Annotated in this window: 23 protein-coding genes; 7 read left to right on the forward strand and 16 right to left on the reverse strand. The window is 49.1% G+C overall.

Going from position 1 to position 23,690, the window contains the following annotated elements:
* Positions 1-130 precede the first annotated feature (130 nt).
* Positions 131-1,108: a family 43 glycosylhydrolase gene (locus M1D30_RS13090; RefSeq protein WP_248504688.1), complete on the forward strand. Its 978-nt coding sequence runs from the start codon at positions 131-133 to the stop codon at positions 1,106-1,108.
* Between the two features lie 68 nt (positions 1,109-1,176).
* Here M1D30_RS13090 and M1D30_RS13095 read toward each other — a convergent pair whose 3' ends face one another.
* The 3 genes from M1D30_RS13095 to M1D30_RS13105 are packed head-to-tail and all read right to left on the reverse strand — an operon-like array spanning position 1,177 to position 3,305.
* Positions 1,177-1,548, reverse strand: coding sequence for a hypothetical protein (locus M1D30_RS13095; protein WP_248504690.1), 372 nt, complete (start codon positions 1,546-1,548; stop codon positions 1,177-1,179).
* 49 nt (positions 1,549-1,597) lie between these two features.
* Entirely contained in the window at positions 1,598-2,431 is an 834-nt protein-coding gene (locus M1D30_RS13100; RefSeq protein WP_248504692.1) for a DUF4595 domain-containing protein, read from the reverse strand.
* Between the two features lie 31 nt (positions 2,432-2,462).
* A complete protein-coding gene (locus M1D30_RS13105) occupies positions 2,463-3,305 on the reverse strand; it encodes a DUF4595 domain-containing protein (protein ID WP_248504694.1) in 843 nt (280 codons plus the stop codon).
* A 128-nt stretch (positions 3,306-3,433) separates the two neighbouring features.
* On the opposite strand from M1D30_RS13105, the gene M1D30_RS13110 reads away from it, so the two are divergent.
* The 5 genes from M1D30_RS13110 (at position 3,434) to M1D30_RS13130 (ending at position 7,072) form a co-directional block, all read left to right on the forward strand.
* A complete protein-coding gene (locus tag M1D30_RS13110) occupies positions 3,434-4,336 on the forward strand; it encodes a cation diffusion facilitator family transporter (protein ID WP_371874194.1) in 903 nt (300 codons plus the stop codon).
* Between the two features lie 82 nt (positions 4,337-4,418).
* Positions 4,419-4,841, forward strand: coding sequence for a type II 3-dehydroquinate dehydratase (gene aroQ / locus M1D30_RS13115; RefSeq protein WP_248504700.1), 423 nt, complete (start codon positions 4,419-4,421; stop codon positions 4,839-4,841).
* On the forward strand, positions 4,838-5,464 hold the full coding sequence (locus tag M1D30_RS13120; RefSeq protein WP_248504702.1) for an O-methyltransferase: 627 nt from the start codon (positions 4,838-4,840) through the stop codon (positions 5,462-5,464). The genes aroQ and M1D30_RS13120 overlap by 4 nt, the downstream gene beginning before the upstream one ends.
* A 6-nt stretch (positions 5,465-5,470) precedes the next feature.
* Positions 5,471-5,806, forward strand: coding sequence for a 30S ribosome-binding factor RbfA (rbfA, locus tag M1D30_RS13125; RefSeq protein ID WP_248504704.1), 336 nt, complete (start codon positions 5,471-5,473; stop codon positions 5,804-5,806).
* Between the two features lie 36 nt (positions 5,807-5,842).
* Entirely contained in the window at positions 5,843-7,072 is a 1,230-nt protein-coding gene (locus M1D30_RS13130) for an FtsX-like permease family protein (protein WP_248504706.1), read from the forward strand.
* A gap of 400 nt (positions 7,073-7,472) precedes the next feature.
* Here M1D30_RS13130 and M1D30_RS13135 read toward each other — a convergent pair whose 3' ends face one another.
* The 12 genes from M1D30_RS13135 to pckA form a co-directional block, all read right to left on the reverse strand.
* A complete protein-coding gene (locus M1D30_RS13135) occupies positions 7,473-8,348 on the reverse strand; it encodes a GLPGLI family protein (RefSeq protein WP_248504708.1) in 876 nt (291 codons plus the stop codon).
* Positions 8,345-9,157, reverse strand: coding sequence for a hypothetical protein (locus M1D30_RS13140; protein ID WP_248504710.1), 813 nt, complete (start codon positions 9,155-9,157; stop codon positions 8,345-8,347). Before M1D30_RS13140 ends, M1D30_RS13135 begins: the two co-directional genes overlap by 4 nt.
* A 4-nt stretch (positions 9,158-9,161) precedes the next feature.
* On the reverse strand, positions 9,162-9,974 hold the full coding sequence (locus tag M1D30_RS13145; protein WP_248504712.1) for a GLPGLI family protein: 813 nt from the start codon (positions 9,972-9,974) through the stop codon (positions 9,162-9,164).
* Position 9,975: 1 nt separating this feature from the next.
* On the reverse strand, positions 9,976-10,839 hold the full coding sequence (locus M1D30_RS13150) for a GLPGLI family protein (RefSeq protein WP_248504714.1): 864 nt from the start codon (positions 10,837-10,839) through the stop codon (positions 9,976-9,978).
* Positions 10,840-10,843: 4 nt separating this feature from the next.
* The gene (locus M1D30_RS13155) at positions 10,844-11,758 is read right to left on the reverse strand and encodes a GLPGLI family protein (protein WP_248504716.1); all 915 of its coding nucleotides are present in this window, start codon (positions 11,756-11,758) and stop codon (positions 10,844-10,846) included.
* 32 nt (positions 11,759-11,790) lie between these two features.
* Entirely contained in the window at positions 11,791-14,391 is a 2,601-nt protein-coding gene (locus M1D30_RS13160; protein WP_248504718.1) for a carboxypeptidase-like regulatory domain-containing protein, read from the reverse strand.
* Entirely contained in the window at positions 14,391-15,233 is an 843-nt protein-coding gene (locus tag M1D30_RS13165) for a GLPGLI family protein (protein ID WP_248504720.1), read from the reverse strand. The genes M1D30_RS13160 and M1D30_RS13165 overlap by 1 nt, the downstream gene beginning before the upstream one ends.
* Positions 15,234-15,237: 4 nt before the next feature.
* Positions 15,238-15,624, reverse strand: coding sequence for a hypothetical protein (locus M1D30_RS13170; protein WP_248504722.1), 387 nt, complete (start codon positions 15,622-15,624; stop codon positions 15,238-15,240).
* Positions 15,625-15,636: 12 nt separating this feature from the next.
* Entirely contained in the window at positions 15,637-17,178 is a 1,542-nt protein-coding gene (locus M1D30_RS13175; RefSeq protein WP_248504724.1) for a M56 family metallopeptidase, read from the reverse strand.
* A 3-nt stretch (positions 17,179-17,181) separates the two neighbouring features.
* The gene (locus tag M1D30_RS13180) at positions 17,182-17,562 is read right to left on the reverse strand and encodes a BlaI/MecI/CopY family transcriptional regulator (RefSeq protein ID WP_248504725.1); all 381 of its coding nucleotides are present in this window, start codon (positions 17,560-17,562) and stop codon (positions 17,182-17,184) included.
* A gap of 123 nt (positions 17,563-17,685) precedes the next feature.
* Positions 17,686-18,591 (reverse strand): DUF3667 domain-containing protein, encoded by a 906-nt coding sequence (locus tag M1D30_RS13185; protein WP_248504727.1) that lies wholly within the window; start codon positions 18,589-18,591, stop codon positions 17,686-17,688.
* 94 nt (positions 18,592-18,685) lie between these two features.
* Complete coding sequence (gene pckA / locus M1D30_RS13190; protein WP_248504729.1) at positions 18,686-20,299, reverse strand: phosphoenolpyruvate carboxykinase (ATP); 1,614 nt, start codon at positions 20,297-20,299, stop codon at positions 18,686-18,688.
* 223 nt (positions 20,300-20,522) lie between these two features.
* On the opposite strand from pckA, the gene upp reads away from it, so the two are divergent.
* Complete coding sequence (gene upp / locus M1D30_RS13195; RefSeq protein WP_248504731.1) at positions 20,523-21,179, forward strand: uracil phosphoribosyltransferase; 657 nt, start codon at positions 20,523-20,525, stop codon at positions 21,177-21,179.
* Between the two features lie 31 nt (positions 21,180-21,210).
* Here upp and M1D30_RS13200 read toward each other — a convergent pair whose 3' ends face one another.
* Positions 21,211-23,673 (reverse strand): DUF4982 domain-containing protein, encoded by a 2,463-nt coding sequence (locus M1D30_RS13200; protein WP_248504733.1) that lies wholly within the window; start codon positions 23,671-23,673, stop codon positions 21,211-21,213.
* Positions 23,674-23,690 lie beyond the last annotated feature (17 nt).

Consider the following 23,690-nt stretch of genomic DNA (forward strand, 5'->3'; position numbering starts at 1 on the left):
TATAGACTTCCTATGAGGATACTTTCGATATGATATATCTTGTATCTTTAAAAAAAACGTGGGTCCATAGCGATGGATTCACGTTTTTTTTGTACCTTTGGGCCCGAAACTAAAACTATTAAACAAAACAATGAAAAGAATATTGCTGACAACCCTCTTGCTGACGGCCATGCTGTCTGGCAAAGCCTTCCAAACCGATACGTTGATGACCCACGACCCCGTGATGGCCTACGAGGACGGCACATACTACCTTCTGTCCACAGGCATGGGCATCAGTTGGGCCACCAGTACAGACCGCAAGACATGGGAAGTGAACAGAACACCTTTCATCAAGAACATACCACAGTGGACGCGCGACTCCGTTCCTGGTTTTCGCTCTCATGTGTGGGCGCCCGATATCATTCGCAAGGACGGCAAGTGGTGGTTGGCTTATTCCTGCTCAACGTTTGGCAAGAACACCAGTGCCATCGGACTGATGAGTGCCGACAGGCTGAGTGGACCGTGGACTGACTGCGGACCTATTGTCTGCTCGCGCGAAGGGCGCGACAACTGGAACGCCATCGACCCTAACTTCATCGTCGATGAGGAGGGAACGGCCTGGATGACCTGGGGCTCTTTCTGGGACGGCATCCAACTGGCACGTCTGGACAACAGCATGCACCTGGCCACGAAACCTGTCACCATTGCCCGTCGACTGGCCTTGCGCGATACGCTGAACGCTGAACCTAATCCCACATCGAAACATGCTGGTCGCAATGCCATCGAGGCGCCGTTCATCATGAAGCATGGTGGCTATTATTATCTCTTTGTGTCGTGGGACTACTGCTGTCGTGGTGCCAAGAGTAACTATCGCGTGGCTGTGGGCCGCTCGAAGCATGTGGCAGGTCCTTATCTCGATCGCAACGGCAAAGACATGTCGCAGGGTGGTGGCACCCTCATCCTTGAGGGCGACAAGAAGGAATATGAGGCTGCCGGCCATTGTGCCGCCTATCATTTTCCTGATGGCGACATCTTCATCTGCCATGGCTATTCTACCAAGCGCGATGGTGCTGCCCTCCTCGTTCAGCGCAAGATCACTTGGACGTCAGACGGTTGGCCAAAGCTATAAAGAATGATTATTGAAAAAACTCACACGAGGACAACCATCCTCGTGTGAGTTTTTTATTGGTCAGAACATTATTTTGATTTAGGCTGAGGAACCACACTAAACTCTGTTTGTGCAGGTTTGCTAACGCTGTTTGTTCCTAAGTCAATACCCCATCCTATCAGTCCTCCAATCAGGATATTTCCAAAGGCCCATTCATTCACTTTCTTTTTGAGAACAATATCGTTGAAATTATTATTCTCAGATGTAATAGTGATACGCTGGCCATCCAGATGATGACGTTTCACCTGTACCACTGCAGGAAGAGTAACATCTGCATAGGTCTGTTTCTCTGTCGTGATAGTAACAGGCTCTGAAACATTACCGTATATAGTGATACTAGGATCTCCACCTGAAGCAATGGTGGCACACGATGCGAACAGCATGGGAGCAATTGCCACCATTGCCGTAACTTTTAGAAGATTTTTTCTTTTCATTTTATTGATTTATAAATTATTCCCACAACAATGTTGAAACAGTCTTACTGATGCTTCCATCACTTTTTTTGCACCTTTCAATTATTTCTGAGACAAAACCGTTAGAGAAGCTATATTCGTATGAATATTGGCCATAAACATTGCTATTGTCGACTCTATACTCAAATTTAGAAAGCAGATTCTCAGATCTCTTTCCAAAATAACCGGCATCCCACAAGAAAGCATCCAACACGAATCTAAAATCTGCTATAACGCCCTTTTTCCATGGCAATGTTGTATAGTCATATGAGAAAACTGAGCTATCATCCTTCATCTCAATAAGGTTTCCATCTTCCCACACAAATTTAGTTGTGTAAACAGATCCTCCGTAACTCTTTGTGGTTATTGCAACCAGTCTTTTTTCGTCATCATACGAATAGGTCTTCACTCTTCTTCCTCTATCATATGTGCGGGTTATTGAATCAGCCACAATCAAGCCATTTTCAAGACTATATCTGTGTCTTTCTATAACCAGCGACTGACTATAACCAGTATTCCGGTCCTCAATTTCCTCGTTAAAGATAAAATCATCGCCATACTGATAACGACTTTCAATGATATCTGAATAATTCCAGGCCTGGGTACTATTAACGTAGCTAACGACTCTTCCTTCTGAATCATACGATAGGCTGACATTGCCATGGTTTTGGCTAACGCCATTTGTATCAATATCTTCTGAAACAATTCTTGCAAGTCGTTTAGAACCATCTGTGTTTGATTCCTCATTATCACTGTTGCAAGAAAAGAGTCCTGCAGAAAAGACAGTAACCATCACGATGGCCAACAGATAAAAAATACTATTCCTTTTCATCTTCTTAAGTTTATTATACCATGTTTCTTCTTTATTCCCACTTCAATGTGCATGTGGTTGTACGTTGACCAAAATCAGTATCCAAACGGTCTTCTTTAAGCTTCGTTATCAATCCATCAGTTACAGTATACTCATACGAGCAACGCAGATTATAACTACCTTCCTTTTCCGTAATTTCAGCAGGAAGATTCAGAGGACGCTTGCCAAAATAGCCAGCATCCCACAAGTAACCATTCAAATGACTTCCATAAGAACCTATGAATCCTTTTTTCCAGGGCAATGTTGTATACGTATAATTACACGTGTCTCTTTTGGCCTGTATTTTCATGATGTTACCGTCTTCCCAAACATAATTATATTCATATGTTCGATTACTCGTTTTATACGTGGCTAATTTAATCTTTTTCTCATCATCATATGAATAAGACCAAATGTCCACAGAACTTCTATCCCTTATCGTATCACTAACAATCAGGCCATTCTCAAGGACATATTTATGGCGTTCTATCTCTAACCTTGTCGTTCCACCGGTTCTCTCCTCTTCCTCAATTATTTGTAAGGCAATAAACTTATCACCATATTGATAGGTGCATTCAGTTTTTGTATTACGTCTATCTGATTGACTATTAGAAATTTCCTTTATGACCCTGCCATCAGAATCATATAATAACTGTAGAACACATGACTCATCTCCATCTTTTCTATCATCGTCAAGACTAGTTTCTTGATAGGTCATTTCTGTGAGACGCTTAGGAGCATCTGCTTTTTCGTCTTTATCACTCTCGCAGGAAACGAGTGATACGCATGTCAAAGACATGAGCAAAAAGAATCTTGAAATGCAAGATTGGTTTTTGGTAAAGGGGTTGTTTGTCATTGTTGTTTAATTAAGTTAAGTTTACAGCCACAAAGATACTGACAATAATTGAGATGAGCAAGAAAAAGATAAGTAAAAATATCTTTCATAGAAAAAAACTAGAAATAAGACCATTGTCAAAGAAAAAAATGTGTATCTTTGCGCTCGATATGGAAAGAAACAAAGAGATATACAAGGTGACGATGGTTGGCGGCGTGGTCAACGTGATTCTGCTGCTGTTCAAGTTTGTGGCAGGCATCCTGGGACATAGTGCTGCCATGGTGGCCGATGCCGTCCACTCGCTGAGCGACTTCGTGACCGATGTCATTGTGATTGTCTTTGTACATATCAGCGGCAAACCCAAGGACAAGTCGCACGACTATGGTCATGGCAAGTACGAGACGCTGGCCATGACCATCATCGGCCTGGCCCTGCTGGCCGTAGCCATCGGCATTGTCTATAGCGGACTCATGAAGATTATCGACTGGATGAGCGGCCATGAGTTGCAGGCACCAGGCATGCTGGCACTATGGGCAGCCCTACTGTCAGTGGTCCTCAAGGAGGGCGTCTATCGCTATTCGATGAGGGAAGCACGCAAACTGCAGTCGCAGGCCGTCGAGGCCAACGCCTGGCACCATCGCAGCGACGCCCTCTCGTCTATAGGTACGGCCATCGGCATTGGTGGCGCCATCTTCCTGGGACAGCGATGGACAGTGCTCGACCCCATCGCCTCTGTCGTGGTGGGTCTGTTCATCATCAAGGTGGCCATCTTCCTGCTGCGCGACGGCATTGGCGATCTGATGGAGCAGTCGCTGCCCGATGAGGTAGAAACAGAGATTCTGCAGGTGGCAGCCTCTGTCGATGGCGTCTGCGAGCCCCACGACCTGCGCACACGCCGCATTGGCAATCACTATGCCATCGAACTGCATATCCTGATGGATGGCAACATCACCCTGTGCGAGGCTCACGACAAAGCCTCCGAAGTGGAAGACCTGCTGCGCCAGCACTATGGCAACGACACCCATATTGCTGTGCACGTAGAACCGAAATAGCCCTGATTGATTGTTAGTTACAGAAATATTTGTGTGTTAATAAATAAATTCGTAACTTTGCACCGAAGTAACACGCACGACAATGAAGATTCAGATTATTAACGGACCCAACTTAAACCTGCTGGGCGTTCGCGAGCCAGGCATCTATGGCAGCGAGTCGTTCGAGGCTTTTCTGCCCCAGTTGCAGGCCAAATACCCTGATGTGCAGATAGACTACTATCAGAGCAACATCGAGGGCGAGCTGATTAACAAGATGCAGGAAGTGGGCTTTAAGTACGACGGCATTGTGCTGAATGCAGGTGCCTATACCCACACGAGCATTGCGTTGCACGACTGCATCCGTTCGCTGAAAAGTCCCGTTATCGAGGTTCACATCTCGAACGTACACCAGCGCGAGGAGTTTCGCCACAAGTCCATGATATCGGCTGCCTGCAAGGGCGTCATCTGTGGCTTCGGACTGGATTCTTACAGGTTGGCAATAGAGGCGCTGCTGGCAGGAAAATGACGGTAGACGAATATATCCTCTCCCACATCGAGCCAGAGCCAGAATACCTGTATCGTCTTTGGCGCGCCACGAACATCTATATGCTTCATGGACGCATGGCCAGCGGACACCTGCAAGGCCGACTCCTGAAGATGCTGGTGCAGATGATCAAGCCGAAGAACATCCTGGAGGTGGGCACCTTCAGTGGCTATAGCGCCCTCTGCATGGCCGAGGGACTGGAAGAAGGCGGCAAGGTCTACACCTTCGAGATTAACGACGAGCAGGAGGACTTCACCCGTCCGTGGATAGAGCAGTCGCCTGTGGCCGACAAGATAGCGTTCATCATCGGCGATGCCATCACTGAGGCGCCAAAGTTGGGCGTGACGTTCGACATGGCTTTTGTGGATGGCGACAAGCGCACCTATGTCGAGACCTACGAGATGGTGCTGAAACTGCTACGTCCTGGTGGCTTCATCCTGGCCGACAACACGCTGTGGGACGGCCATGTGACAGACCCTGCCTACGATCGCGACCATCAGACGCAAGGCATACGTCGCTTCAACGACCACATAGCGCAGGACACGAGGGTGGAACAGGTGATTCTGCCACTGCGCGACGGATTGACACTAATCAGAAAGAAATAAAGATATATGCAAGAAACAAGACAGAACAAAATAGCACGCTTGCTGCAGAAGGAGCTGAGCGTGATTTTTCAGGAACAGACACGTGCCATGCATGGCGTGATGGTGAGTGTGACAAGAGCCAAGATCTCGCCCGACCTCAGCATCTGCACGGCCTATCTGAGCATCTTCCCCTCTGAGAAGGGCGAGGAATTGCTGCAGAACATCGAGAAGAACAGTCAGCAGATTCGTTTCGCACTGGGTCAGCGCGTACGCCATCAGTTGCGTATCGTGCCTGAGTTGCGCTTCTTCATCGACGACTCGCTGGACTACATCGAGCACATTGACGAGCTCCTGAAAAAGTAAAAGGGCAGAAAGAGTAGAAAGAAAAACGCCAGACCCTTGAACTTCCCATTCTACATAGCGCGCAGATACCTCTTCTCAAAGAAGTCGACCAACGCCATCAACGTCATCAGCGGCATCTCAGTGTTGGGTGTGGCTGTGGCCACCATGGCCCTGGTGGTCACGCTGAGTGTGTTCAACGGCTTCAGCGACCTGGTGGCTACGTTCTTCACAGCCTTCGACCCACAGATCAAGGTGGTGCCCGTCGAGGGTAAGACAGCGCCTGCCGACGACCCCATCCTCACTGAGATCAAGTCGATGCCTGAGGTCTATGTGGCCACAGAATGTGTGGAAGACCAGGCCATGGCCGTCTATAACGGTCGCCAGGCCATGATTCACCTCAAGGGTGTGGAGGACAACTTCGACTCTCTTACGCATATACGCGAGATTCTGCAGGGCGATGGCGCATACGAGCTTCATCTGGCCGATGTGCACTATGGCATCCCTGGGCGCCATCTCATCGACGCCCTTGGCATGGGCTACTACTACCCTATGCCACTGAAAATCTACGCTCCACGACGCGAAGGACAGTTGGACATGAGCGACCCCACCGATGGCTTCATCGAGGATATGCTCTTCTCGCCTGGTGTGGTGTTCGAGGTGCAGCAGTCGAAATACGACCGTAACTACGTGCTGACCAGCATCAGCTTTGCCCGTCGCCTGTTCGACCAGCAGGGCATGATTTCTTCACTGGAACTGCGCCTGAAGCAGGGGTGCGACTTCGAGGCTGTGAAAGAGCGCATGAAGGCTGTGGCTGGCGATAAGTATCGCGTGATGGACCGCTATGAGCAGCAGGACGACACCTTCCGCATCATGAAGATAGAAAAGCTCATCGCCTATATCTTCCTCACCTTTATTCTTATGGTGGCTTGCTTCAACATCATTGGCTCGCTGTCCATGCTCATCATCGACAAGAAAGACGATGTGGTAACGCTGCGCAACCTGGGAGCTAGCGATCATCAGATCACACAGATTTTCCTCTTTGAAGGCCGACTCATTTCGGCCATAGGAGCCATTTTAGGCATCGCCGTGGGACTCTTACTCTGCTGGATTCAGCAGACCTACGGCATCATCTCTTTGGGCAGCAGCGAGGGCTCTTTTGTCATCAATGCCTACCCCGTCAGCGTTCATCCCCTGGACGTTGTCATCATCTTCTTCACCGTTCTGGCCGTTGGCTTCCTGTCAGTATGGTATCCCGTTCGTTATTTCTCGCGCCGCCTGTTGTCATAGCACGTTGTCATTCTGAACTTTTCTGACAATAGCGCCTCTGAGATTTAAAAATTCTGAGCCAAAAATTTTTTCTGTGCGTACAGGCGAAATATGAGCATGTTCGTAAATCACTGAAAATGAGAGGCTTACGAAATTAGCTCGAAAAGTGTAAAGATTTAGAACGCAATCGAATATTCGTTTAGGTTGTAACGGAGCCTGAGTTACACTGCAACGGAGCCTGTTTTGCATGGTAAAACAGCATGAGTTGCATCGTAAAACAGCCTCCGTTGCATGGTGAAATCGATAGGGGTCCTCCGAAAGGTCGTTTTTGGCCCATTTTTGCGTTCTAGTTTGCATTTTTTCAGAACCCTGTTTTTCGGCAGTATTTCTTGACAATTATTCTTTTGTATGGTTATTATTGTCATTCCAGCTCAAGGGGTTGATAGACATTGGCTTTCTTGGGGATTACCATGTCGTAGGAAACGACAGATAACTTCTCGTCAGCAGATGGTTCTGGTCCACCACCCCACATCTCTATTACACTTATTCCCTGAGGGATATAATAGTTGGGTTGCTTAACGTATTTCTTATCGCAAAGGATTTTATTGCGATGGGCAATGAACTTGTTACGCTTGAGGGTCGTGTGTTCTTCCCTACTAAAATATTTGATTGGAGCCGACCGTTTTATCAGACCCACACAGTCAAATAAGAAAATGCCGTCCTTGTCCTCTGCCTTCAGAATCATACCAGGCAAACCACGCAATTTCCAAGGGCCAAAACTTGCCGCCACCTCTTCTGAGTACCATGCCGTCCATGTCCTTCCAGCATACTTTCCAACGGCCTTCTGACATAGATAGCCACCCACTGTCAGCGTGTCGTCCATCAGTTTCCAGCCAAAGTCAGGCAGCGGCTCTGTATAGAAGTATCGATTGGGCACGACCTTGTCAAACGAACTAATCTCACCGTCAGGATAGCCCACGAAGATGACTGGCAGATTATACTTCCTCGCATTAAACTCGCCTAGGCCGTATTCCTTCCACTCACCAAAGTCTTCACCCATGACACGATTAAACTCCGTACACTTTGCCACATGACTACCAACAACAACAGCCCACTGCATAGAATCTTTCGCAGCATTTCCATTCTTGTCGGTGGTGTTTATCTGGAAGTCGTAGATGACCACAAACTGTGCTTGGTCGATACTATCACTTTGCGCTAATGTATGGGAGGAGAAGAGTATGGTCAATAATAATGTGATGATCAGACTCAAGTGCTTATAGTTGCATTTACTATTCATCTTTCTTCGTTTTTTAGGTGAAATATAGTAATGATATATCCCGTTTCTGTCTTAACGGCAGAAGCCAATGAATAGGGACTGAAGCCAATGATAGAATGAGGGTCTATATTTTGCCCTCGATAGACAATCTGCATGATGCGCTTCACCTGGGTACCATCCTGATTGCAGATATAGTTATCTCTCCTGCCATCATGGCTGAGTCTAATCCACATCTTATCGCGACCAAAGAATCTAATTCGAGTAACTCTTCCTTCTGAAGGGAGATGAAAGGTATATTCAGGAAAACACGTTAGGAAGTCATTATTCACTGCCAGCCTCAAGGAATCATCTTTGCTAAGGGAGAAGTCGCCACTATTCACGTCGATTGAATCCACGACCTCGCCTGTATAGAAGTCCATCTTCTTAATGAAGTTGATGCGTCCACCACCAATAATGGCATTACCCCAGGCATAGCAATATTTACCACGACTATCCAACAAGGCAGACCCAGGATACACGGAAGGCTCACCACTGAACTGTGCAACAGCGAATGGAGGGTTACAGAAAGGACGCACCTTTTGGCCATTATCTATACGAAATAAGGCGCCATCCGTCGTTCCAAACATTATCACGCTGTCATTTATCAGAATGTTTGCCTGCTGAACAGCTTGGACATTGATACTTTCCTTCTTCAAAATAATTGTGTCAACATGCTCAGTCGTATCATCAAGACATAGTATTGAATCCTCCCATTTGGTCAGATCCACTACACTTTGGGCTTGCGTTGTCATGGCAGCGAAGACCATTATCGTCACAAAAACCTTTTTCATCGTTCTATTCTAATTCAAGAGGTTGATAAACGTGAGCTTTCTGAGGAACCATCATGTGGTTGGCAACATAATATATTTGGCCATCATGTCTTATCTCGCCAAGATCATCTGGATTTTCAGAGACATAATAGGTGGGTTCCTTGGCATAACGATGGTTGCCCAGAACTTTATTTTTAAAGCTCATCATTTTCTTACGGCTCAACTTCTGGTAATCAGGGGATGAATACCTGTTAATCGCCCTCACTTCATTCTTCGTCTCATACAGTTCAAAGCAATGAATGCCATCTATATCCTCTGCTTTCACAATGAGGCCAGGCAAGCCACGAAGTTTCCAAGGGCCAGCCGAAGCAGGGATGTCCTCACAATACCACACTCGCCATTGCTTACCATAGAGCTTTCCTTTTGCGCCATGACAAAGCAGGCCACAGATGGTCAGCGTATCATCGTCCAATGCCCAGTCCACCTTAGCCATGGACTCGTGCACCTCATAGCGATAAGGATAGATATTATCATGGCTAATGACTTCTGACTTATCCATATCCGTGATAACCACTGGAAGGTGCATGATGAAGGCATTCATCATCTCACGACTAGCACGTCCATCCCTGTTATAAGTAAGAAATGTAGTGCACTCCGTGGCGCGAGTACCCACCATGAGGGCAAGCCTCAGCGAATCAGCAACATCCTTCCCCTCCTCATCCTGCGTCTGAATGGTGTAGTTGTAGAAGGCTACAAACTGGGATGAATCAATCTTCTCTGCCTGCGCTGCTATCGCTAGTGCAGACACGACGATTACCAAATAATACTTCTTCATCATTCTATTTCAGTTCAAGGGGTTGATAAGCATTTACTTTCTTGGGGATAATCATGTCGTAGGAAACAACCGATAAGGCGTTCTCTGGCGTGTAATCATCTCCTTTGAACCACATCTCAGTAACTCCCAACTGTTTGTAGGCACCTTGAGGAATATAGTAGTTGGGCTGCTGCACGTATTTTTTGCTGCAGAAGAGCTTGTTTTTCTTTACAATGAATTTGTCGCGCGTTGTTTTGTTATAGTCATCCTTATTGATGTATTTGATGGCCGTAGTTTTTTTGAGAAGTCCCACAAAGTTGAAGCAAAAAATGTTGTCCTTGTCTTCTGCTTTCAGAATCATGCCAGGCAATCCACACAATTTCCAAGGTCCATAAGGTACAGGCACCTCTTCAGCATACCAAACTATCCATGTCCTGCCACCATACTGACCTATGGCTTTCTGGCAGAGAAAACCGCCAATTGTTAGCGTGTCTGGCAACAATTTCCAACCGAAGTCAGGTAATGGATTGCTAAAGAAAAAGTAGTTGGGCGTAATCTTTTCAAATGAACTGATTTGACCATCAGGGTATCCTACATAGATAACCGGCAGGTTATATTTTCTGGCATTCCACCAACCTTTTTGATAATCAGGATTCATATAATCCTTGAAGTCACTTATCATGGCAACATTATACTCCTTACACATAGCGGTATGGGTGCCAACTAAGACCCCCAGTTGCACAGAGTCCTTCACGGAATTCCCGTCCTTGTCTGTGGTGTTAGTCACAAAGTCGTAGCCGGCCATAAACTGACACTGGTCGATACTGTCGTTCTGGGCCTGTGCTCCTATTGACAAAGCCCAGGCGATGATGATAATAAGTTTTTTCATATCCTTATTTTAATTCTAATGGTTGATAGACGTGGGCGGTATCACTCACGAAAACACCATTCTCAATCTTGCCTTTATCACAATAGACACCGTCCATACTTTGTAAGTCGGTGATGTGATATAATGGATTCTTTGGATAGTGCTTGTTTCCAAATATCTTGATGCGCTTCTTGATGAGATTCGCCTCTGACGTCTTTGAGGTGATGGCATTGTGCTCCATAAAGATGGGGGAGACGATGTGCTGAACATTGGAGAGTATAAAGCGATGAATGCCGCTATGGTCTGAAGCCTCGAGAATCAGGCCAGGCAGTCCGCAGAGTTTCCAAGGCCCGGCTGACGTGGGAATATCCTCACAATAGTGAACTGTCCATTGGCGTCCGTGCAGTTCACAGGAGGCTGTTTTGCAAAGATAGCCACCAATCGTCATAGTATCTTCGCTAAGTGTCCAATTAATGGGTTTACGCTCTTCCTGTGTCTCGAAAATTGATGGCAAGACGGCATCGCGAACCGTTGTTTGCCCATCAGGATAGTTCGTCCATACCTCTGGCATAAAACAATAGGATTCCATTTTTAGCAAGACTTGACCTTCGTCGCTCGCGAATTCGTAGCCACCCATGTAGTCTCTGCTGTCTCTTTCCTGGTCTTTACGGAACTTACGATAAGGGAAGCTGCGTGTGCAGTGCTGACCAATTTGAAGACATAACTTCATTCTATCTGTCACTGACTGATTGTCAGCATCCTGCGTCCGACACTCGTAGTCATATTCCACTACAAGGCTCGATACGTCGATGCTGTCCTGATGGATTTTGGCGGCATGCATCGCTGCGATGGCATCATTTGACAATCCCACTGCGACAACTTGTGCCTGCATTTGCAAACACATACCAGCACACACGATTAAAAACAACTGTCTCATCATTTTTCTAAGAACAATTTGAATGGTTATATCTGTTATATCTTGAAGGTCGCCTTGAACAGGGCAGTGCGTCCACAGAGGCCGTAGTCGTAGCTGTAGGTGTTCACGCCATCGTACACGGTGTAGGCATAGCTGCGCTGGTTCAGTAGGTTGGTGAGCTCCAGACGGAGGACGGCCTTCTTCAGCTTGTACTGCGCTGAGGCATTGAAGAGCGACATGTTTTTGTATTGGTTGGTGGTGATCTGACGACGCACATGGTCGTAGTCGAGCGAGATGTCGAGGACGGCAATGAGGAACACGTGGATGGCACCACTGTGGGTGAGCGAGGTGACGTCGTTCTTGTTGTCGGCATAGCGCGACTGCGACCAGCCGTAGTTGATGTCGTACTTCAGCTCCAACCACGAGAGGGGCGTCAGGGCCACGTTGCTGTGGATGCTGTAGTTGCTGCTCTTGGTCTTGAAGACCTCGCCATTGACGGCCTGCTCACCACTTCCAAAGCCATAGCTGCCATCCAGACTGAACTTGGCAAAGAGCGTTGGGATGTTCTTGGTGGTGGCGAAGTTGAAACTCGTGGAGCGCGAACGCGTGTCGCGCTGCAGGGCCGAGCTGCTGATGTCGATGCCGCTGACACTCTGCGAATAGAGGGTGTTGTGCTTCGTCTCTGAGTGGCCAGCACCAAGGCTCAGCGTGAAATATTGCATGGGCAACTGCCACTTCCAACTGCCCGACGTGTTCCAGTTGTTGCTCTCGCCAATGATGCCCGATGAGGTGCGCTCTGTGCGGTAGCCCACCTGCATGGGGTTAGTGAGCAGCGTCATCATGTCGCCAATAGAGGTGCTGTAGTTCGACGAGAACGACAGCTTGCTGTTGGCTGAGAAGGTATAGCTCATGCTGAGCGAGGGGTTGATCACAGGCTTGGTGTAGTGGAGCTTGTTATAATAGAGTCCCTTGAGCGAGGCGCCCAGACCAGTACTCAGATAGAAGCGACGGTTGCGCGAATGAATCTCGAAGCCAGGATTCAGACTGGGGTTCACAGACCAGCCACGGATGTCATTAATAGACCCAGACCCACCCCCGGCCCCTCCCTGTGATGGAGGGGAGTAGACAGTCTCGAGGTCGTCGTAGGCGGCACTCACGCTGACAGGCAGATTGATTTTGAATGTCTTGCCGATGGGGATGTCGAACGACGAGCCGAGGTTCATCGAGAGCGTGGACGACTGGGCCGTCTGGCCATAGGCCTTACCATTGTCGTAGAACGACAGGCGCAGCATAGGCGTGCGCTTGAACGATATGCCTCCGTTCAGATAGCGATAGGCACCCTTGAGCGAACGGGATGACCAGTACACATTGTCGACCACCTCGAACGACGAGGCCTTCCTTCTCTGCTCTATCTGCTGCTGGTTGGCCAGCACGTCGCCCTCGTTCTGCTCGAACTTACCCTTCACCACAAAGGTCTCGTCGAGATAGGAGCGATCGGCATTCTTCTGATAGTTCATCGACAGCTTGGGCAGGTGAATCTTCGTCAGCGGCGAGGTCTGCTCAGTCACCGTCACATAGCTGCCGTCGCCCGTCAGATAGGTGCTGCTCTGACCAATGTCGTGGGTGACACGCTGATAGCTATAGTCGGCATTCACCTTGAAGGTGGTGACAGAGTCGAGCTTGTTGATGGTGTTGATGGTGCCCATGGCATTGCGCTGATAGAGGTATTCGCCCTGTGGGGGGCGTCCACCGTCGAAGCCGCCAAAGAGACCTGTGGCACGGGTGCTCACCTCCGAGCTGCCATAGTGGTCGTAGAGGTCGGCCTTGGCGAACGACTTATAGTTGCCTGCCTTGGCCGAGCAGATGGTCTGAAAATTATCTGTGAACATCATGCCAGTGACGCCCAGCAAGGCCTGCAGACGGTCGTCGCCGTCCTGCATATAGCCTGCGCCAGCCTCTTCCTGGCCGAAGGGCTTGAACTTCGCCTTCTTGTTGAGTTTAATATTCATCGACACCTCGTCGCTGGGCTTGTCCTTGTCCATCTTACGGCCGTGGTGGTTGCGCACAATCTCCACCTGCGTCACATAGTCGGCAGGGAGGTTCCTCGTGGCCAGGTTGTATCGGCCGCCCAGCAGGTCGAGCCCCTCGATGTTGAACTGCGAGATGGGCTTACCCATATAGCTGATGGCACCACTCGTAGCCACGTCGACGCCAGGCAGGCGCTTCAGACCGTCCTCCAAGGTCACGTCGCCCTTGCCCAGGAACGACGCCAGGTTGTGCACCAGCGTATCGCCTCGCTGGCGCAGGGGGTTGCCTTTGATCTTCACCTCCTTCAGCGAGATGGTCTTGGGTGTCAGCACCATGTCGACTGTCTTCACCTTGCTGTTCAGTTCCAACTTCTCAGACTCCTTCTCGTAGCTCACATGACTGAACTGCAACTGGGTCTCGCCACTGGGCGTCTCCTTCAGACTCATGGTGTATTCACCACGCACGTTCGTGGTGGTGAAGGCCAGCGTCTTGCTGCCCTTCACCAACTTGACGATGACGTCGCTCACGGGCTTGTTCTGCAGGTTGATGACACGGCCCTTGACTTGCACCTGGGCCGATGCCATCAACGTCAGAGACAACAATATGATAAGGCTTATGAATCTTCTCATTATTCTTTTTCAAGGGGTTGATAAACGTGGCCCTTATGAAGCACGGGCATCCAATTGACAAAAAGGGCATCAAACTGTTTCAATACCGTTACTTGCGCATTGGGGATAGTCTTCACCAGCTCGTTGAACTCGGGCAGATAATAGACGGGGTTCTTGACATATTGCTTATTGCCATAGATATCAGTGCGATACTTCAACAACTTTTTGTAACTGAGTTGACGGGCCTCTGGATTAGGCTTATAGGTGATAGGCTCCGACTGCTGAAGCACCTGCGTCAGGACGAAGGAGTGGGCACCACTCTCGGCCTTGACAATGAGGCCTGGCAGGCCACGCAGGCGCCAAGGGCCTGCCGACGAGGGAATCTCTTCTGTATAATACGCCTGCCATGTGAGTCCACGATACGTGGTCGTGGCCTTCTGACATAGATAGTCGCCCACACGAAGGGTGTCGTCAGTCAGCGTCCACTGCAGCTCTGGCGTGGGTTCCTTGCCCTCGAACTCGTTAGGAAAGATCAGTTCGCGCGAGGTAGTCTGTCCCTCAGGCCATCCTATCCATACCGTCGGCATGTGCAGGTAAGCCTCCTGATAGAATTTTCCTTCGGCTTCTAACGACGGCTCCTTCAGCGACGATTGCGACCAGGGCATGGACTTCGTCATCGTTCGTCCCACCTGCACCACGACCTCCATCGCATCCACAACAGTCTCTCCCTCATTGTTCTGCGTCTTGCATTGATAGTCGTAAACAGCCAGGAACTGCGCTGTGTCAATCACTTCTTCCTGTGCATGGGCCTGCATGCCCACCAGAAGGGTGATGGCGCCAAATATGAACATATGCTTTTTCATTGTCCTATTGAATTTCAAGGGGTTGATATTGATGGGCTTTATTCAGGATGACAACGCCTGCCACGCTGTTCACAGAACTACCAGAAGCGCCACTGTAATGCTTCTCAACATATCCAAAGGCATTCATCGCATCGGGGGCATAGTAGGTGTCTATGATATCGTCTCTTTCGTGCTTCTGCCTCTTATAATCGTTATAAGGAAAGCATTTGGTGATGCCATCGGCCGCCTGAACAGCCAGGAACAGGGAGTCGACCACTGGCTGTCCGTCAGCATCGACAGTCTTACATTCATAGAGATAGACAGCTGTAAACGCAGAATGGCTAAGCGTGTCGGTTTGAGCTCCAGCAGCCATGGCTACTGAAAGCAACATAATGGTTAGGAACTTTTTCATATGATTTGGGATTTATTGTAATCGATAATGAAGGGGATAAGTGACTCTGGCTCTTACCACATGACCATTCTGGCGGCCTGGCTTCCAACGGCCTGGCACATCTCTAACAAGGTCGCTAACAAGTTTCTCGGCTGAGGACTTCCAGATCTGCATAATCCTTTCAATCTCCTCGTCTTGGGCAACCTTTGGCCTGTTTTTTTGAGCTGCTGTAATCGTAGCTATAACCTCTTCCTTGGTGTCAACGGCAAATTGAGACCTGATATTGGATATCGAGCCGTCCTTCTCAACAATAAATGAAATGAGAAGTGCGCCTTGAAGACCATAGTCTGTGACTTCTTCTGGATAATTGATATGCTGGGAGATATACTTCTGAATGTCATTCATGTCGCCATCATACTCTGGCATCTCCTCACAGATTTCCCATACTATATCATCTTCAATATTGTCCTGAGTCGCCTCAGAAGCAGCTTCTTTGGCTGCATCTTTGGTGCCTATCTCAACGACACCATCCTTGCCTCGTTCGCCATAGATCCTTGTGGCTGCTCCATCCTTGAGTACCGTTATGTGGTCTATATCTTCCTGGGGCAACTGCATGACACGCTCAGACTCCACCTCTACGCCATCAAGCATGAAAAGCGGCTCGACCACGGGCGTGGCTGAGATGAGGAGCGAGAAGATGAGCAGGGGCACAACATAGAGTGCCTTACTGCGCATCCAGGGATTAGAGCTGGGGCGCTTCATCATACTGATACGCTTGGCCACGTGACTGCGATTGAAGTTGTTGGCAAAGGCATAGGTGGTGTTGGCCAAGGCCTTGCGCACCAGCAAGGTCTGATAGGCCACCTGCGAGATGCCTTGGTGCAGCACGTGGTTGTCGGCCTCATACTCATGCACATCGCGCAGACTGGAGCCTAACTTATAGACAAAGGGATTCCACCATTGCAAAGCCTCAACAAGGGTGAGCAGGAGGATATCATAGGAATGGCGGCAGACGATATGGGCACGTTCGTGCAACAGGATGGTGCGTCCATTCTGCTTATAGTCGTCATCACAGATATAGATATTGCGCATCCAACTGAAGGGGGCGCCATCGCCCACATGACAATAAACGGTGATATGGTCGTCTTCCTCCTCGCGCCACAGGCAACCATGATGCATGGCCTGACGGACCTGGAACATCTGGAACAAACGCAGACAGAACACCAGCAACACACCTATTATATATATCCAGGCAACACACGCCTGCCATTCCCACGTTGTTGGGGTCTCTGTCATCGTTATCGTCGTCATCGCATCTGGATTGATGATGGCCTCCGTCTGCTGAACAAACGCCTGCGTGCTGACAATAGCGGTGCCTGCGCCTCCTAACTGTGCCAGACCTTCTGGCTGGGCAATCTTACAGAGAGGCTGCACCAATGCCAAGAGAAGGATTGAAAGCAACGTCAGGCGGTTTAACCTGAAGAAACGCTCTTTTCGCAACATCAGCGTGTAAGGCAGATAGAGCAACGTGAGCACAAAGGCTGACTTGAGGGTGTAAACAAGGAGTGCTGTCATTAGTTAAACTTCTTTGAGTTGGTTAAATAATTCTTTGATATCGTCTTCTGTCAGATGCTCCTCCTCAACGAAGAAACTGAGCATATTCCTGAGACTACTGCCAAAATAGTTCTTCTTCACCTCCTGCATGGCCTTGCGGGTATATTCCACACGGGTGATCATGGGCATATACTGGTGGGTCTTGCCTTCGCCTTTGTTCTTGAAAAAGTCCACATAGCCTTTCTCGTGCAGCACCTTCAGATAGGTGGCTACAGTGGTATAGGCAGGCTTCGGCTCTTCCCAACGGTCCAGGATGTCCCAGGCACATGCAGCATGGCCCAGGTCCCAAAGGATTGACATCACTTGAAATTCTGTCTTAGTTAGCGCATTGTCACTTTTCTTCATCGGTCTGGTTATTGATTCTGTATGCAAAGAAAAAGGAAAATGCTAAATCTCGCAACTTTCCGATATACAAAATCACACCACCACCCGTATTTTAACTTTTATTCTTAGAAATGAAACAATATTTTACATATAAGCAGCAAAGGCAATCACCGCAAGGACAGCAATTACCATCATGAAAACAGCAAAGAAAAAGATGACGAACGACACTACGCCAGCCATGATTGTACGCCAGTAGGAATAGCCAGAAAACTGTTTCAGGGCCAGGATTGCCAGCACATATGTCAATAGTTCCAGCCATACCACGTTGACACAAAAGAAGCCTCCGACAGCCGACACGATGTTGATCATGTTGGTGATATAGATGAGTGCCACGAAGAACTCTGGAAACTTAATATCGGGAATGGTAGGACAGTGGCGATGAAACAGATAGAGAGGCAGCGAGAGCATCAGCAGTCCCATGAGCAGGAATAAGGTCTTATGATTCTCCATGAAATCATAAAAGTCTGTGAAAGAAGCATTGATCTTCTTTCCCATCTTTGTTCCAGGAGATTCCTCTGCATCCGCAGTAGCATTGTCATCAACCGATATCGATGTCGCCTCAGGCACGCCAAGACCCTTCTCAAAGGTCTCCACCGTTGTCTTGAAGCGATTCTCGCCCTTGATATTCAGGCCGCCTTCCACCAAGATAGACAAGGCTGCAATGAGGAAGAACATCTTGAATGGTGGGAAATAGGCCATCTGCATGCCACCCAGATAGTCGCGAATCATATAGCCTGGGCGCAACAGCAGGTCGCGAATGGTGCGAAACATACCACGGTTACCCAGTCCCCACACATCGAGAAACAGCAAGAAGGCCGTTTTCAAAGAATAGCGGCCAACGACGGCCGACTGTCCACAACGAGGACAGTAGTTGCCCTGGAATGTAGTGCCGCAAGTAGCACAAGTGTGCTCCTCCTGCGAGAGTGGTTTCACCTGATAAGGCTGTTTCTGCCACTCCTTAAAAGCATGGTATCTCTCTTTTAGGTTCATCGGTCTGATAGGTCTTATGGATTAGTAAAAACAAAAACAGGCATCTGCACGTTGATAGTGTAGATGCCTGTTGCTGTATTCTCAAATAAGTATTTTAGAGTTTAGGACCAGCAGCTACCAGAGCCTTACCAGCCTCGTTACCCTCGTACTTCTTGAAGTTCTTGATGAAGCGAGCAGCCAGATCCTTAGCCTTCTCTTCCCACTCGTTGCGGTTCTGATAAGTGTCGCGAGGATCAAGGATGCCCCATGCCACACCATTGAGCTGTGTGGGAACCTCGAAGTTGAAGTAAGGAATCTTCTTGGTAGGAGCGTTCAGGATGTCGCCATTCAGGATAGCGTCGATGATACCACGAGTATCGCGGATAGAGATACGCTTGCCAGTACCGTTCCAACCAGTGTTCACGAGGTATGCCTTAGCACCGCTCTTCTCCATCTTCTTAACCAGCTCCTCAGCATACTTTGTGGGGTGCAGCTCGAGGAATGCCTGGCCGAAGCAAGCAGAGAAAGTAGGAGTGGGCTCAGTGATGCCACGCTCAGTACCAGCCAACTTAGCAGTGAAACCGCTCAGGAAGTAGTACTTGGTCTGCTCAGGAGTCAGGATAGATACGGGAGGCAGTACGCCGAATGCGTCAGCTGACAGGAAGATAACGTTCTTAGCGTCAGGACCAGCACTCTTACCGTTCACCTTCTTAACAACCTTCTCGATGTGGTCGATAGGATAAGATACACGAGTATTCTCAGTTACGCTCTTATCAGCGAAGTCGATCTTACCAGCCTCGTCAACAGTTACGTTCTCGAGCAGAGCGTTGCGACGGATAGCGTTGTAGATATCGGGCTCAGACTCCTTGTCGAGGTTGATAACCTTGGCATAGCAGCCACCCTCGAGGTTGAACACACCCTCGTCGTCCCATCCGTGCTCGTCGTCACCAATCAGCAGACGCTTAGGATCAGTTGACAGAGTGGTCTTACCAGTACCAGACAGACCGAAGAAGATAGCGGTGTTCTTACCCTCCATATCGGTGTTAGCAGAGCAGTGCATAGAAGCGATGCCCTGGAGAGGCAGATAGTAGTTCTGCATTGAGAACATACCCTTCTTCATCTCACCACCGTACCAAGTGTTGATGATCACCTGCTCGCGGCTTGTGGTGTTGAAAGCGACACAAGTCTCTGAGTTCAGACCCAGCTCCTTGTAGTTCTCAACCTTAGCCTTAGAAGCGTTATAGATGACGAAGTTAGGCTCGAAGTTCTCCAGCTCCTCAGCGGTGGGCTGAATGAACATATTGGTAACGAAGTGAGCCTGCCAAGCAACCTCAACGATGAAGCGAACAGCCAGGCGAGTACCCTCGTTAGCGCCGCAGAATGCGTCAACAACATACAGCTCCTTGTTGCAGAGCTCCTTAACAGCGATGTCCTTAACCTTGGCCCAAACCTCCTCGGTCATGGGGTGGTTATCGTTCTTGTACTCCTCTGAAGTCCACCAAACCTTATCCTGGCTCTGTGCGTCCTTCACGATGTACTTGTCCTTAGGCGAACGACCAGTATAAATACCAGTCATCACGTTAACAGCGTTCAACTCGGTGTTCTGACCCTTGTCATAACCAGTCAGACCAGCCTTAGTCTCCTCTGCGAAGAGCGTCTCATACGAAGGATTGTGAGCAATCACGGTAGAACCGGTGATGCCATACTGTGTCAAATCTAACTTTGCCATTTGTTTATTTGTTTATTTAAAAATGAAATTTCGTCTATTTTAACGGGTGCAAAGGTACGAAATAATTATGAGTTACAAGTTAATAGTTTGGAAATTATGTGCGCACACAAACCTTTTTTATGTTAAAGTATCTCAAAACAGACCTTAAAAAGATGGTTTTGCAACCCGCAGTTTACAATTATCTCAAAATAATTCTTACCTTTGCAAGCAAAAATCTACAATTATGAAAGTCATTAATTTCTCAGAACAGAATTCAGTCATCAATCATTTCATGGCTGAGATTCGCGACAAGAGTTACCAGAAAAACCGTCTTTTGTTCCGCAACAATATTGAGCGTATTGGCGAGATGATGGCCTACGAGATCTCAAAGACCCTCACCTACAAGCCCAAGACCATCACCACGCCCCTGGGCACCATCGACATCCCCATAATCAAGGACGAGGTACTGCTGGCCACTGTGCTGCGTGCCGGACTGCCTTTCCACGAGGGCTTTTTGCGTGTGTTCGACCACGCTGAGAATGGTTTTGTATCGGCTTTCCGCATGTACACCAACCGTGAGCATACTGAGGTAGGCATCCATACAGAATATCTGGCTTCACCCAGCGTCAAGGGCAAGACCGTCATCATCGTCGACCCCATGCTGGCCACAGGCGGCTCGATGGTTGCAGCCTACGAGGCACTCCTGAAAACGGGCAAGCCTCATCAGGTGCACATTGCCAGTGTAATTGGCACGCCCGAGGGTGTTGACATGCTGAAAAACAGCGTAGCAGAGGACACCACCCTTTGGTGCGCCGCCATCGACCCAGGCATGAACGAGCACAAGTACATCGTGCCAGGTTTCGGCGACTGTGGCGATCTCTGCTACGGAGAAAAACTTTAAATAAAAACCCCTCAAAACTGAGGGGCTTTTTTTATTCTACTGGAATAGAAATTTTCTTGGTCAGTTTACGCTGTTTGTCTTTGACAGTAAGCGTAAGCTGACCTTTTTCTTTGCCAGCCTGACAAACCACAACCAGCTGACCTGCAAATAGTTTCATCGTAGGTTCAGTGAAAACCTCAAGACTTGTGGCATCGCCGTTGCACACGCCACGGAACGTGCCAGCGCCACTCACCTCGAAAACTATTTGGTCGTTCGCGTCAGGAATGAGTGTGCCATTCTTGTCCGTCAGACTCACCGTCACATAGGCCAGGTCATTGCCATCGGCCTTCAGTGAACCCTGTTCATTCTGCGTCCACACATCGGTCTTGAGTCGCGCAGCCTTACCAGCCGTCCTCATCACCTTCTCGCCTGCCACCTTACCATTGGCATCATAGACCACCACCTTCACCTCGCCAGGCTGATACTTTACATTGTTCCAACGCAGACGATAGCGATCCAGACGCTCCTTTGGATTCTTCTTGATACGCCCCTGACTCTTGCCATTAACAAAGAGTTCGGCCTCGTCATAGTCCGTATAGCAATAGACGGGCGTCACCTCGCCTACCCTTTCCTTTCCCCATGTCCAATGAGGCAGCAGGTGGATGGTATGTGCCTCTTTATTCCACTTTGAGCGATAGAGATAATAACGGTCCTTGGGCAATCCTGCCAGGTCGCAGATGCCAAAATAGCTTGAGCGAGAAGGCCAGTATTCATCATAAGGCGTAGGCTCGCCCAGGTAGTCGAAGCCCGTCCACACAAACTCGCCAATCACCCAGTCCTTATCGTCCTGCCAAGCCCAGTCGTCATCGGGCAGGTTACTCCATGAGCACCACTCTACATCATAGCCAGAGCACTGCCCATCGGGGTGAACACCTTTATCGGTAGGCGTCACAGGGAAATAATATGTACCACGCGACGACACCGTCGAGGCCGTCTCAGAACCCAACAGGAAGCCATGCTGCAAACGGTCGTAGGCCGCCTGATAACGATGCAAACGATAGTTCAGCCCTGGCACCTCCATGGCCTGTGCAAAGCCAGTGGCCATGGCATTGTCCACGCGGTCCATTCCCTGCGTCACAGGACGTGTTGCATCCAGCGAATGCACCAATCCCTGCAGGTGAATAGCCATCTCACGACCCACGGCGCTTCCCTGCTCAGGAATCTCGTTACCTATCGACCACATCACGATAGATGGGTGGTTGCGATTAGCCTTCACCAGGTTGGTGATATCCCTATCGGCCCACTCGTCAAAGAACTTCGCATAACCGTTCTTGCACTTAGGATATTTCCACATGTCAAAGCTCTCGGCCATCACCATCATACCCAACGAGTCGCAGATATTCATCTGCCACTGACTCGGCATGTTGTGCGCCGTACGGATAGCGTCGCAACCCATCTCCTTCAGAATCTTTATCTGGCGGATGAGCGCAGCCTTATTGATGGCAGCACCCAATGGCCCCAGATCGTGGTGCAGACAGACACCCTTCAACTTACGCGTCACGCCATTCAACTGAAAACCCTTTTCCTTCGACACCCTGACGGTGCGCAAGCCCAATTTCATTGTTTTCCTGTCGATAGCCTTACCAAAGTCATCATAAACATTGGGGGCAGTAATGCCGTCACAAAGGGTGATACGCAACTTATAGAGATTAGGCGTTTCAGGCGTCCACAGTTGGGCATCAGGAATCATGAATGTGCCGACAGCCTTTCCAGAACCCCTTTTCTGCGGTGCAGGACAGACCCAAATCTTGCTTTTATTGTCTGGAGCGAAGAGTTCCATGATGACAGGCAGTCCCTCGCCAGCATTCAGAATGGGAACCTCCACCACCAGTTTGGTATAGTCCTTGCCATCTTTCTTCTGAGCATGCAACTCCGTTCTGGTGGTGATGCCCCAGTCGTCAATGCGCGCCTGCTGCGGCGTAAGTACCAGCGTCACAGGGCGATAGATGCCTGCACCAGGGTACCAGCGCGAGCTCTCCTCCAGGTTCTTTAGACTCACCTCCAGCAGGTTATCACCTTCTTTAATAAAAGGCGTCACATCCACGCGAAACGTGTTATAGCCATAGGCCCAATAGCCGGCCTGCTGTCCGTTCACACATACCGTAGGCTGACTCATGGCACCATCGAACACCAACTCGGCATGCCCCTTAAAACCCGATGGAATAGAGAACTGACGTTTATAAAAGCCCTCGCCAATCCAGGGTAGCGAGCCACTGCGGCCACTCTTCTCCGTGGCCTGCGTCTCACCGTTCTGAACGATGGCCACCGTCTGCAGGTCCCATTTCTTGTCAAACGGACCGCTGATAGCCCAGTCGTGCGGCACGCTGACAGTCGTCCACGCTTGCTTTTCACGCGAGAACTGCCAATCGTCCTGCAACAATATCTCTTGTCTCGTTTGTGCTTGTGCGGCCATGCAGCCCAGCAGCACAGCCATTGTCAGTAGTTTGTTCCTCATTGATGCTTTTAATTATT

It is taken from the genome of Prevotella sp. E15-22 (assembly GCF_023204875.1).
GTDB lineage: Bacteria > Bacteroidota > Bacteroidia > Bacteroidales > Bacteroidaceae > Prevotella.